Below are 12,153 nucleotides of genomic sequence, written 5' to 3' on the forward strand. Positions count from 1 at the left end.
AACCAAAAGAACCAAAAGTTCAAGGCTGCATTTTTTTTGCTAAAATCTGCCTGCATTCCGCTAAAGGAGCTGAAACTCGCTTCGCTCAAACAACAGCTCCTTTTTAACGCTTCATTCCGGTAGATTTCTTCACGCAAAAAAAAGTGAGGCCGGTCTTTGTGGGGTTTTTGGGCTGCTGCGGGTTTGGGAGCGTTTAACATAGCTCGCTTTGCTCGCTCGTTATGGTGTTGGCTTGCCTTTGGCTTCGCTTTTTTGGTGGTTATAATCCTTTTTGAAAGAGAGTTAAATTATTCAGATTATAAAGTTACCCTGCATAATCATAAATATATATCCGAAGATTAGGATAATGAATTTATATAAATTAACTGGTGCACTAAAACTATAATTCACAGTACTTGTTTCTTAATAAGTTAGATATTAATTATTAACTCATCAAATTTTTTTCCAAAATTATCACATTTTGTTTCTCAAAAAATATTGTTTTATTATTACCAGAACCAAGTTTAATACGCGGTAATTTATTTTGTAAATAATACAATTCCTTTACTAAATATTAGCTCTATTTTTTGGTTCTGCATTGCACTTTTCGCTCAATTGATAATCAATCACATAATCAAAAAAAGGAGGAGTTCTGAATTCTGTATAGCTCAATGTATGTATGAATAAAATTTATAAATCAATAAAAAGAAAGAATAATGAAAAAATTAGTACTCCTTATTTTGCTATTTACAATGGGAATAGCAAGTTTTGGTAAAAACTGGAGAATCACAAATTCGGGATTTACATTTAGTCCGTCTACTTTAACAATAAGCTTTGGCGATAGTGTTGATTTTAGCCTAGCCGGTATTCATACTGTCCAGGAAGTTGATCAAAACACATGGAATTCAAACGATATCACACCCCTTCCCGGAGGTTTCTCTACGCCCTTTGGTGGTGGACAGGTACTGCCGGACAAGCTTACTGTTGGGACACATTATTATGTTTGTACTGTGCATGTAGGCACCACCGGAATGAAAGGGATTATTATTGTTAAGAATGCTACAGGCATTGACCAGAATAATGCGAATAACAATATTTCAATTTACCCCAATCCAACAAACTCAACCATTCATTTTAAATTAAACATTTCTGAATCTGAAATATTCTCACTTAAAATCTTTAATATCGCAGGACAGAAAATTATGGAAAGTAAAGTTCAAAATGGTGAAAATAATGTTGATGTAAGAAGTCTGCCAGATGGATTGTACTATTTAATTATAGCTTCAAACGATAAGCTGTTATACCGAACAAAATTTACCGTAATTAAGTAAGGACCGATAATATACAAATGTACACGCCTGATTTTTAGGTGTACTCATACTTGTACAGCTGTATTTATAGAAAAACAAGCTTTTCAACATTACATTTTGTGAATTCCAATAGTTTAGTGGTTTTCTCTTGCCCATCTGCTTAATATTTTGTATATTGATGTAGTAATCAATATTTATATTATGGGTAATAATTATTTGGAATTCAGAGTAAAGTCTTACGGAAAGTCCGATCTAGCTATGTTGTATAATCCTCAAATGTCTGTGCGCGAGGCGCTTCGTTTGCTCATGCGATGGATTGTGCGTAATGAGGCTCTTTGCAGAGAGTTGGAAGAGATGGGCTACCGCAAGAATAGCAAGATTCTTACACCGAGAGAGGTTGAGGCCATTACGCGCTATCTTGGAGAGCCGTGAGGGTGTTGCTTCTCTATTAATAATACTGCTTCGAGTTAAACAAATGTATTTGATTCGTTTATTTTTAAACGAATCAAATACATCGGCTAAAGGTGCTAAATACCACGTTTCTTAAATGAAGGAATCTTCTTTTTTCTGGCTGAAAATTTACAGAAAGATTTCTATAATCGAGTTATTTGTAGCTTCCCATTTGATCAGTACGGTTGTTCTACAACAATCATTAAAGTTACTTCTGTACTATTTTATACGTTTATATGTGATTGAAACCTTTTGGTTGTTAGAGATAAAACTTTGAATAAATATATCGGGAGATTTAAACTTTTCATAAAATGTCTGATCTATAATATCAGGATGCATAATGTCCTTGATTGCAGTTCCTTCATAAATATTTTCCGAGATAAATCTGGATAGATAATAAGTAAATGTTCCGGATTTTTTTTCTAGTTCAACTCCGAATATTTTGTCAGACTTTTTATCATATATCCACATTTGTTTCGTCTCAAAGATTATCTTATCCTTCACTTTTGTCTTGAAGCTACCTAAGAAGGCATTTTCTCCGTAAGCGGAAGTTTCAAACCAGATGGTTGTATCTTTCCCCACTTCAGCTTTCCAGAGACCAAGGTACCTCTTAACCAGCTCCGCCTGATTGAGATTTTTCTGATTGTTTTGCGCCTGCACAGCATAACAGAATAGGCTTGCCATGAGCAAGGTCCAAACAAAAAAAAGTTTTTTCATGATTGCACAGTTTAGATTATAATTAAGTCACTATTAAAAAAAACAGTTGATGAGAGGAATAGTTGCTCCAGAAAGTATAAGAAATGTTACAGTGACAGAGATATCAGTTACGCAAAATTAAAAGAGAGTATGTCAAAAGTCAATTAAACTTTTAATACACCTTCCAATGAATTAAATCAGATTTATGTTACTTCTTTGCTTTCATTTCAACATCATGCAATAGATTGTCCAGCTTATCTCTTGAATAATAATTGCCGGCTTTTACAACAGAATTAATTTTAGTAGTATTTTGAATATCTTTCAGTGGATTAGCATCCAAGAGCAGCATGTCGGCACATTTCCCAACTTCAAGAGTTCCGGCCTTGTCCAGTACACCAAGCGCCTCGGCTGCATTCTTTGTGGCTGTCAGTAAAGCCTCCATAGGCGATAATCCAGCTTCAACGAGCAGCGATAATTCATCATGCAAACCGAATTTGGGCATAACCTTACCTTTATACCAGGTGATATCCGTGCCTGCCAGTAACTTTACTCCGCGTCGGTTGAGTTCTTTCACCAACTGAAAATCCATCTTTACCAACGTTCTGATAAGATTAAAATCTTCCTTTGATATCTTTGCCGTAGACAGGTCAGCTTTTAAATCATACCAGTATTTAAGATCTTTCGCCGGCACATCTTTAAACCGTCCATCAGCGCATGTGTCGGTATTGATAGCCGTTAGTAATCTTTTCCAGAACACCAGGGTGGGGCACTGGTAGCTTCCGCTGTTTTTAAGCCGCCGGAAAAGATTATTTGCTTTATTTACATCATAGGTACCACTGATATCAGCAGATTGCACATAAAATAAAAGACGAGTAAGGTCTGAAAATGAATCATGAACCTCATGGGTCTTTTGCACCATCTGGCTTCTTATTTGCGTTTCTTTTGAGCTGGAGGCAATTAAGATTCCCAATAAATGCTCAAAAGTAGATTGACCTGCTTCTGCCGCATCAGCAATATTAACGCTGATAGGACAATGGCCCACTACCTTAATGCCTGCCTGTTTGGCTTCATTTACGATGGCAAAGTATACTTCGGGATCGTATAGATCATAGATCTTTATAAAATCGGCACCTGAGGCTTTTGCTTCCCTCACAAAATTGGCAGCTTCTTCTTTCGATTTTACCACGATGCCCCACCACCAGTTCTGATCAGGTCCAAATACCGCCAGAGGAATGTACATGTTGGGCCCAATCAATTTACCTTCGTTTATCAACTTACGCCACTCAGTTTTCATTTCAAATAGTGCAGCATTGTTGTACATATCTCTAACACTGGTAATACCATTGCATATCATCAGTGGGAAAAAGACCAGGCTGTCATTCAGACAGTGAACGTGCATGTCCCACAGTCCTGGAATCAGATATTTACCTTTCCCGTCTATAATCCGGGTGTTTGCTCCAAAGTTTTTCCGGGAAAACTTCTCTATCGCTGTAATCTTACCATCTGTTACCAGCACCGTCATGTTGGGTTTTTCCTTGCTTCCGGTGCAATCTATCACAGACACATTAACAACGGCCATATCCTGAGCTTTTGTTCCCGGATGAAAAAATGCCCATGCTATAAATATGGCCAAAATAGTTGTTTTACTCTTCATATTTTCATGGATTTGGTTTACATAGAAGCAAAGTGTGCTCATATAAGCACTTGTATAGCAGTATAATATATAACAGTATTTATAACCGGTTGTTGGTGATTAAACCGTTATTCTTTTGAAAAAAATATGAATTGTTTTTATGATAGGCATAATCAAAAAAGCCTCTTGACTTGTTTTATAAATACGATGGCTTAACAAATAATCTACTGATTAAAACACTTGAAAAAATGAATAAACATTTAATTTCTTTCATTGCAATTATATCATTAACACTTCTCATCACATCGTGCAGAACATCATGCACCGGTGAAATGTCCGATAAGAAAAGAGAGATGATTAAAAGTGAAATAGAGACAATAGTAAAGAATTTCTTTAATCCAAAGACCCTAAATTATAGCACCCATACCGGGCTAAGGGCCGATAAGGAGGGGTATGTTTTCGGGCTGGAAGGAAAAATCGGGTTTACCAGTTACGCTAGTTACAACGAACAGATGAAAATTAATTTTGCAGGCATTCAGAGGTTCACAGAAGCATCAATTGTTTCAATGTATGTTTACGTGCTTTCAGAGAATGCCGCAACATGTACAACGGAATTTAAAAGTAAGTACTTAACCGTAAAAGGTGATACGATCCCCAATAATGGCTGTTGGACGGCTGTATTTAAAAAGTTCGATAATGGCTGGAAAGTAATACAAGAGAATGCCACACACATAAAATAAATGTATGCCGGCTTCTCATTCTAATCTAATTACTTATTTATCTGAAACAAATTGTTGTTTTTCCTTTTTACAAATCAACTGTACCGCCCATTTACCGGTTTGAGCCGAAGGTGGAAGTCCACCACCGGGAGACAGCCACTGTCCGGCCATGTAAAAGTTCTTAAGCCCGGGAAGCTGCATTTTCAGCGATTTCATCAAGTTGTCTTTTGTAGGCATAAAACCTTCGTAAGCACCATCTTTCACTCCGGTGTACTCAACATCGGTTTTAGGAGTTGCCACATCAATCACTTCAATAAATTCCGTAATGCCCGGATATTCCTTTTCAAGACAAGCCGTGGCATCTTTCTGTATCTGAAGTTTCTCGGCCTTGTATTCTTGCTCGTCCATGCTCTCCCACAGTTTCCAGGGACTGTCGAACCTCAGAACGATTGTTGTTTTTCCTTCGGGAGCCAGGGTGGGGTCGAACGAATAATTCATGATCGAATACCCGTTTTCTAATTTGGTATTGCCCATCATTTTGTCTTTCGACATATTAATAACTATGGGACAGATTGAAGGAATGGCTTTATTTACCCCAAACGAAACCTGAACGATGGGCGTAAAAAGCTCCCAGTTTTTATACGCGAAATCAATTTCTTGTGACATGTACTTTGCATCCAGCATCTTGAAGATGGTGGTATATCCATCGGCAGTGCCAATAACATAATCGGCATCAATTGTAGTTCCATCGGTAAGCAATACCCCTTTCGCTACACTGTTTTCTACAATCACTTTCTCCACTTTCTTTTTATATGATATCACTCCGCCCAGCTTGTTGAGCTTTTCCACCATACGTTGCGCCATTGGGTATGAACCTCCTTTTATATATCCGGCATTTTTCTGATTAAACCAGCCAAGCATAAATATAAATGCCAATGCCGAAAAATTGCGGTTGCCATACAGCGAAAAGAAAACAGATTTAAGACGTTTATTCTTAAACTTCAGTTTCTCAAAATACTCATTACAGGAGAGCTTCCCAAATTTCCGTATTACATTAAATACCGGCAACATTTGGGGTAGGATTCTGATATAATCCAGCGGACTGCGCAATTCCGGTGGTAAGGCAAACGGCTCTAATAAGGCACTTTTACGCATGTCGGTACACATCCTTTGAATGGACGCTTTGTCTTCGGGCGCTAATTCAACCAGGTACTTCTCCCAACGGTCTATATTGGAGTAGATGATAAACTCATTCCCTTCTTCATCCAAAATTCGCGAATGAATTTCGTGGTCAATGATTTCAGTCTCATTATTAATAACATTGGTCTCTTTCCAAATTTCGTGAAAAGCCCCTTTTGCAGTGCCAATCAACCAATGGAGACAATAATCAAAACGATAACCCTTACGGTCCCAGGCTGTACATTGCCCTCCCGCAACACTGTGCATTTCGATAATTTCCGTTTCAAAACCATTCATGGCCGCGTAAATACCGGCAGACAATCCGGCAATTCCACCTCCGATTATTAGTACCTTCTTGCTCATGGGTAATTGTGTTTAACAGTTTATTATCATTGTTGATTTCATTCTCTTTGAATATTGAAGCAGGAACATTATAATGCTGCTCATTTATTATTCACAAATATAAAAACTTAATTCCTAATTTCTCTTTTTTGTTTGTTTTTTATTTTCAATGTTATTTTAAAAGATTTATGTAGATTAAAATAGACCGAACAAACCAGTATTGAATGACCTTGCATTATGTGCTTCTTATAAATAGCGTTGTCCTGGATTAGAAAATAATGATTACTTTTTAATTGGAGGAAATATACTTTTCGTTTTGATTAGTCATTAGAAGCCGAAGAGAGTTAATTGAAAAGAGTCTTGTGCTATTAACTACAATACCAAGTATGATTTTATTAAAAATAAGGAATCACATAAAGCAGAAAGTGGTTTTAAATACCATCATCTTTATATGAAGTAATCTTCTTAAAGTTGTTAGTCCACAGTCAGAATTTTGTTATCCGTTCATATTACTTCACTACGATCCATGCTCCTGTTTTTAAATCTTTATATTCCTTTGAAAAAGCTTTTTTAAATGCTTCTATTGCTTTAACAGAACTATCATGTGTTGAAATTCCAATCAACTTTACATTTTGCTTTTTTATTAACTCTATCTTCTTATTTACATCGCTTACTGTAAGTGGCTCCCAAGGCAACCGGCCTGTAATAAGATATCCCATATATTTTTCCGAGTCCCCATAAATCGGAAAATGGATCCCTCCAAGAATACCATATATCGGCAAATCAGATATCCTTTTACAACGTAAAAGTAGTTTGTCAACTGTCTGATGCCCACAACCAGTAACAATAATTAATCCTTTATCCTTAACATTAATAATTAATCCTTGCTCCTGAGTTGGCCAAAAGAACAAAGGAGCCTTTATAATTCCAGTTGTATAAACCCCCTTACAAATTTTGGTAGGATCATTAAATAAAAGAGCAGGAATTTTGAGATTAAGACTGTCACAGGGAACAAAGATGTTCATTTCAGGAAGGATGGATTTATTTTTTGAGTTTATAAAAGTCTTGTCATTAATCCATTTCCAATTATTCTGGTGATCTCCGTGATTGTGTGATATAACAATAGCATCTATTTCGCAGACATCAATACCAAGAAGGTCAAGATTATAACGAAGAACACACTCTATTGAATCGTCATCAATACCCGTATCAAAAAGTATTGTAAAATTGTCAGTTCGGATAAGATAAGATATCCCTCCGGCTTTTCTAAATGTTTTTCCATCATTAAGATTCTCAACAAGAGGAATTAACTCAAACTTATTTGTATAACCAAAATTTTGAATTTTAAACAACCTTTGTTGATCGTTATTCCATGTAGAATCTGACTTCATTACATTAATCTTATATTGCTTATAAAGTTCTAAGGCATTAGAGGTGTCTTTAACAAATGATGCAAATAAAGAATCGGTTTCAATAGCTTTAAACAAATCCGTTTTCTCCTGTTTCGTAAGCTGAAAGAGGTTATTCTGTTGAGCAGATAATCCAAAACAGAATAATGTTGCCAGAAACAACAATACAGTTTTCATAACTTATTCACTTTTATCTTGTATGATTATTTGTAGTCATTCTACATTTAATCCAGAACTTTTATTATGCAGGTTTGATTAATGATTACCTTTTATATAACAATTACAACCAAAATATGATTCTGTAATGGATGAAGAATTAGTAAACTTTATACGTTAATAATATTCACAGATTTTGAAGCAATTTAGTCAAAAAGTAAACATCTCAAATGAAGATTTGAGATGTTTATATAATCAGTTGGAATAAAATTATATTAAGTCCTGATTGAATATGTTTTAATTTGGATGAAATAAATAAACATTCTAATTCATATATTATTATAACTACAGAAGCTAATGAGCTTCTATCTGTCATTCATAATTCAAAGAAAAGTATGCCAGTTAATATTTAATTACCATTTCATAAAATCCTTAATTTTTTCAACCGGAATACCGAAATTAAAATTGTCTGTTCCAGACAGTTTTGCAAAGTTTACTGCTACCAAATTTCCATATTCATCAATAACAGGGCTACCGCTTGAACCTTGAAGCGTAGGGATACTATAAAGCAGTCGTTGTCCATCTGGCAATTGAGTTAATTTTCCGCTTGTCATTTGTACATTTATTCCTTTTTGTGTATTTGCAAGGGTCAATCCAGCATTGTAACCAATCATATACAATTGCTGATTGATCTTCAACTTTTCTTCATCCTTATTTCCTGAGAATAATTTTGTAAAAGACTTACTTTTTGCATTCTGTTCTGCAGTGGTAAATATGTAACTATCGTTAGGAGTTTTTTTGTTTTTTAGTTGTATTAAAGCTAAATCAACGTCTTCTTTTTCAGAGACACGTACTACAACACAAGGATTTTTATCAATAAAGTCTTTGTCATTCGTTACAAACGTATTATTATATGCAATACCGATTTCGCAAACTGAGCTTATTATTAGTGCTTCAGGATCTAAATTGGCATCAAGGTTATTGTATGTTTGTAATAACTCATTAAAATTGGTCTCTATTTCAGATTGTTTCTGAACAATTTCTGAAAGATTTGCCTGATCTGTATAAGGATTACCGTAGTTATCGTAGTATGTGCAATTACTTTTTTGAGTATCTAAATTATAATATTCAGATTGCATATTTTCAAGTTGGCCTTGGAGTAGTTCTTTCAAGCTTCTAATAAGCCCAATAAATCCCTGTTTTGCTTGCGCTATATCAATGGTTGGCTGTGCAACATGGCGGTTAGTTAATATTGAGCCTTCTTTATCTATAAAAAAGCCTGTCCCTGTCAGCATTTTACGATTTTTGATAATTTCATTAATATCTAATGTGAAGTTTTCTAAGTTCCCCTCATTATCAATTCCTGTAAAATATATTGTTTCTCTATTGGGTATCTGTATTTTATAATAGAATTCATTCAATATAACTACAACACCAGATGCATCATTATTGAATAGCTCTTCAGCTGTTTTTTTAGAATTACAACCAACAAACGTTATTGATAGGAGTAAATAAATGAATATTTTTTTCATAACATCTATACTGTTAAATTTCAACTTCTAAAGATACGTGAATTGTTGCAAATGTATGAAAAAAGTAGTTTAAATTTAAAAAAAATACTAAAAATTTCAATAATCAAGTAATCAAACATATATTTAAAACGTAATAGCGTGAAAGAATGAATTTATTTAGACAAGAATAAAACGTTTGAATATCATTTATATGCTTCTGTGTACCTCTCAGTTAATAGCACCTTTTCTAATTATATATAAGTCTGATTTCATTTAAAAACATACAAATTAGATACAGTGGAGGTGTGGTGTCAAATATAACCATTCTTACATAAAGCAACCTTCGTAGTGTACACGAGAGTATTCTTGCTCATGAACGACAAAGACGTGATACAGAAAGATGACATTCATAATATTGTTTGATTGGACTCTACAATATAATGATTTATCAACTTATTTTTATTTAGCAACTTCCCCTTTCTCGGATGAACTAATTTATTAAACAAATCAGCTTTTGTTTTGTTAGATATTTAATTATAAATCACAAGAACCATTCAAAATACAAAAAATGAAAAAGAAATCAAGAATTATTCAATTATTTGCAGCACTTATTGTAGTAGCAGCAATCGCGTCTTTCAACAGTTGTATGAATAAAAACGGTAACACCTCTGGAAGTAAATCAGAAATTGATTCACTACGTAATCAAATTAAAGAATTAACTGCAGGCAATGATACTCTTACAAAAAACCTTGTAAAGTTTGACACACTTGATTTTACTATATTCAGCAATCAGGAATGGGTAAGATTCCATGAAAATCATTCAAAAGATATAAAGGTGTACTGGCCGGACGGACATTTTACTACGGGATTAGAAAGACACATTGCAGATTTGAAAGCCATGTTTGTATATGCTCCTGACACAAGAATTAAGCAACATCCTGTCCGTTTTGGAAGCAGCACAGGTGAATGGACTGCAGTAACGGGAGTAATGGAAGGAACATTTACAAAACCCATGCCTATTGGTAATGGAAAATTTATTCAGCCAACAGGGAAAAAATTCAAATTGCCTATGTGCACAATAGGACATTGGAAAAACGGAGTAATGTTTGAGGAATTTCTGTTTTGGGATAATCAAACTTACATGAATCAACTAGGATTAGGTAAATAAAGATATCTATTCTTATATTGACGTTATCTCTCTTTTTTGTAATATGAATAACTGTTTTAGAACTACTTATAATAGCACCTTTCAAATACATATATTATGTTTGAAAGGTGCTTAATATTTCTATTAATGCTTTAATTTATTTGATTCAGGTAATTTGTACATCTTTATTGGTGACAATCTTTGCCTTATTCATAAACTTATAGAGATTTCTCAATTATGATATTCTGAAATCCCAGATGATGCATAAATTCTCTTAGGATTAATAACGATGCTGCAAAAGAAGAACTTTCTGGTAATGTATCGGTACTGTATGGTCTGCCAGAGATGATAATTGCCAAACGGCTAAAAACGTCTTCCATTTCTTTAATCGACAAGACTTTTTTCGGAGATGATAGACTCTTGTTTGCTTGCAGAATGATTTCCTGCATAACAGGAGAAAAGGAATACAACTCTGAATTGGTGGGCAATAATTTTTTTAAAGGAATGATAGTATCTTCGATAAAGTTAATGGCATATTCTATCTCATCTGGCGAAGGAGGAGTATGTTTGAAAAATTCTTTGGACGTTTTTTCGCTTCCTAACGGAAGTATCCAAAAATCATCCGGTTCTAATGGAGATTTTCCAGAGGCTACAATAGTGCATTCTTCAGTGATAAGAAGTAATGTTATAATTTTATTTTTTTGTGATTCATTATAGGCTGCACAATAAAGTTTTGTGATATTAGCCTTCATCTCAGGAGGTACAGCTGAATTCATAAGTCGATAACGTTTAAACCAATGTATTGTATCTTTCCCGTAAAGATAGTTTAAAATTACAATAATAATTCGGCAAAGATCTAATTTTAAATTCAATTTCAGGCAAGTTTCAGGCAACTTTTTTCGGTGCTTTGAGCATCGTACACCAACAAAAAACACTCCACCATGGGGTTTTCACGATCCAATTACAACCTTCTCCGCCATATTTTCACTCTTAGTCAGCTTAAGTACATTATGAGGTATATGGAGAAAATCGTGCAAGATGAATTTATTATATCCGGTTGAAGAAGATACTTTTTCAATTTAAGTTCTCTTTCATGTGAAAATTCAAAATTTATACTAAATTGTTTAGTATCATTGCTCAATAAACTTTAAAAACTAGAATCATGAAAAAATTAACTTTAATGATCATGGCAGTGATGATTGCTTCGTTTGCTTTCGCACAAAAAGAACAGAAAAAAAACATTCCTGCACAAGTCGAAAAAACTTTTCAAAAACAATTTCCTAATGCTACAAAAGTAAAATGGGAAAAAGAAGGTGCCAAATATGAAGCAAACTTCACCCTGGATAAAACTGAACAGTCCGTTTTGATAGATAACACCGGCAAAATGGTGGAGGTTGAAGCTGCTATTGGAATTAACCAGTTGCCTAAGAATATTTTAAGCTATGTAACAGCTCATTATCCAGGAAAAGCAATAAAGGAAGCTGCTAAAATAACAGACAGTAAAGGCAAAGTTACCTATGAGGCAGGAATCAAAGGAAAAGACCTCATTTTTGATTTAAATGGTAATTTTATTAAAGAATCAAAAGAATAGACTTTAATAAGTTACTCTTTTCTGATTACCT

The 12,153-nt window shown here is 34.4% G+C and carries 11 protein-coding genes; 5 read left to right on the top strand and 6 right to left on the bottom strand.

Annotated elements, in window-relative coordinates; translation table 11 throughout:
* Positions 1 to 695 precede the first annotated feature (695 nt).
* Both ABWU87_RS03265 and ABWU87_RS03270 read left to right on the top strand, forming a co-directional pair.
* On the top strand, positions 696 to 1,310 hold the full coding sequence (locus ABWU87_RS03265; protein WP_353333240.1) for a T9SS type A sorting domain-containing protein: 615 nt from the start codon (positions 696 to 698) through the stop codon (positions 1,308 to 1,310).
* A 180-nt stretch (positions 1,311 to 1,490) separates the two neighbouring features.
* Positions 1,491 to 1,721, top strand: coding sequence for a DUF4248 domain-containing protein (locus tag ABWU87_RS03270; RefSeq protein ID WP_353333242.1), 231 nt, complete (start codon positions 1,491 to 1,493; stop codon positions 1,719 to 1,721).
* Between the two features lie 237 nt (positions 1,722 to 1,958).
* On the opposite strand, the gene ABWU87_RS03275 is transcribed toward ABWU87_RS03270, so the two are convergent.
* Positions 1,959 to 2,456 (bottom strand): hypothetical protein, encoded by a 498-nt coding sequence (locus ABWU87_RS03275; RefSeq protein WP_353333244.1) that lies wholly within the window; start codon positions 2,454 to 2,456, stop codon positions 1,959 to 1,961.
* 187 nt (positions 2,457 to 2,643) lie between these two features.
* Positions 2,644 to 4,089, bottom strand: a complete 1,446-nt coding sequence (locus tag ABWU87_RS03280) for an amidohydrolase family protein (protein ID WP_353333246.1) — start codon at positions 4,087 to 4,089, stop codon at positions 2,644 to 2,646.
* Positions 4,090 to 4,316: 227 nt separating this feature from the next.
* On the opposite strand from ABWU87_RS03280, the gene ABWU87_RS03285 reads away from it, so the two are divergent.
* On the top strand, positions 4,317 to 4,808 hold the full coding sequence (locus ABWU87_RS03285; protein WP_353333248.1) for a hypothetical protein: 492 nt from the start codon (positions 4,317 to 4,319) through the stop codon (positions 4,806 to 4,808).
* A 33-nt stretch (positions 4,809 to 4,841) separates the two neighbouring features.
* On the opposite strand, the gene ABWU87_RS03290 is transcribed toward ABWU87_RS03285, so the two are convergent.
* The 3 genes from ABWU87_RS03290 to ABWU87_RS03300 all read right to left on the bottom strand — a co-directional run bounded on the left by ABWU87_RS03290 (position 4,842) and on the right by ABWU87_RS03300 (position 9,405).
* Positions 4,842 to 6,329 (bottom strand): phytoene desaturase family protein, encoded by a 1,488-nt coding sequence (locus ABWU87_RS03290; protein WP_353333249.1) that lies wholly within the window; start codon positions 6,327 to 6,329, stop codon positions 4,842 to 4,844.
* A gap of 488 nt (positions 6,330 to 6,817) precedes the next feature.
* The gene (locus ABWU87_RS03295; protein ID WP_353333251.1) at positions 6,818 to 7,894 is read right to left on the bottom strand and encodes an MBL fold metallo-hydrolase; all 1,077 of its coding nucleotides are present in this window, start codon (positions 7,892 to 7,894) and stop codon (positions 6,818 to 6,820) included.
* 392 nt (positions 7,895 to 8,286) lie between these two features.
* On the bottom strand, positions 8,287 to 9,405 hold the full coding sequence (locus tag ABWU87_RS03300) for a S1 family peptidase (protein WP_353333252.1): 1,119 nt from the start codon (positions 9,403 to 9,405) through the stop codon (positions 8,287 to 8,289).
* Between the two features lie 547 nt (positions 9,406 to 9,952).
* On the opposite strand from ABWU87_RS03300, the gene ABWU87_RS03305 reads away from it, so the two are divergent.
* On the top strand, positions 9,953 to 10,552 hold the full coding sequence (locus ABWU87_RS03305; protein ID WP_353333254.1) for an ester cyclase: 600 nt from the start codon (positions 9,953 to 9,955) through the stop codon (positions 10,550 to 10,552).
* Positions 10,553 to 10,749: 197 nt separating this feature from the next.
* Here ABWU87_RS03305 and ABWU87_RS03310 read toward each other — a convergent pair whose 3' ends face one another.
* Positions 10,750 to 11,307 carry a hypothetical protein gene (locus ABWU87_RS03310; RefSeq protein ID WP_353333256.1) on the bottom strand — a complete coding sequence of 186 codons (558 nt, stop codon included), beginning with the start codon at positions 11,305 to 11,307 and terminating at the stop codon, positions 10,750 to 10,752.
* A gap of 386 nt (positions 11,308 to 11,693) precedes the next feature.
* Here ABWU87_RS03310 and ABWU87_RS03315 point away from each other — a divergent pair, with 386 nt between their 5' ends.
* Positions 11,694 to 12,122, top strand: a complete 429-nt coding sequence (locus ABWU87_RS03315; RefSeq protein ID WP_353333258.1) for a PepSY-like domain-containing protein — start codon at positions 11,694 to 11,696, stop codon at positions 12,120 to 12,122.
* The last annotated feature ends 31 nt before the right edge of the window (positions 12,123 to 12,153 follow it).

The sequence above is a fragment of the Bacteroides sedimenti genome (genome assembly GCF_040365225.1).
GTDB lineage: Bacteria > Bacteroidota > Bacteroidia > Bacteroidales > Bacteroidaceae > Bacteroides > Bacteroides sedimenti.

What these genes read in the sequence shown, in the direction of transcription:
- ABWU87_RS03280 (WP_353333246.1), bottom strand. Translation starts at nt 4,089, where the DNA reads ATGAAGAGTAAAACAACTATTTTGGCCATATTTATAGCATGGGCATTT.
- ABWU87_RS03270 (WP_353333242.1), top strand. Translation starts at nt 1,491, where the DNA reads ATGGGTAATAATTATTTGGAATTCAGAGTAAAGTCTTACGGAAAGTCC.
- ABWU87_RS03275 (WP_353333244.1), bottom strand. Translation starts at nt 2,456, where the DNA reads ATGAAAAAACTTTTTTTTGTTTGGACCTTGCTCATGGCAAGCCTATTC.
- ABWU87_RS03315 (WP_353333258.1), top strand. Translation starts at nt 11,694, where the DNA reads ATGAAAAAATTAACTTTAATGATCATGGCAGTGATGATTGCTTCGTTT.
- ABWU87_RS03265 (WP_353333240.1), top strand. Translation starts at nt 696, where the DNA reads ATGAAAAAATTAGTACTCCTTATTTTGCTATTTACAATGGGAATAGCA.
- ABWU87_RS03290 (WP_353333249.1), bottom strand. Translation starts at nt 6,329, where the DNA reads ATGAGCAAGAAGGTACTAATAATCGGAGGTGGAATTGCCGGATTGTCT.
- ABWU87_RS03295 (WP_353333251.1), bottom strand. Translation starts at nt 7,894, where the DNA reads ATGAAAACTGTATTGTTGTTTCTGGCAACATTATTCTGTTTTGGATTA.
- ABWU87_RS03300 (WP_353333252.1), bottom strand. Translation starts at nt 9,405, where the DNA reads ATGAAAAAAATATTCATTTATTTACTCCTATCAATAACGTTTGTTGGT.
- ABWU87_RS03305 (WP_353333254.1), top strand. Translation starts at nt 9,953, where the DNA reads ATGAAAAAGAAATCAAGAATTATTCAATTATTTGCAGCACTTATTGTA.
- ABWU87_RS03285 (WP_353333248.1), top strand. Translation starts at nt 4,317, where the DNA reads ATGAATAAACATTTAATTTCTTTCATTGCAATTATATCATTAACACTT.
- ABWU87_RS03310 (WP_353333256.1), bottom strand. Translation starts at nt 11,307, where the DNA reads ATGAATTCAGCTGTACCTCCTGAGATGAAGGCTAATATCACAAAACTT.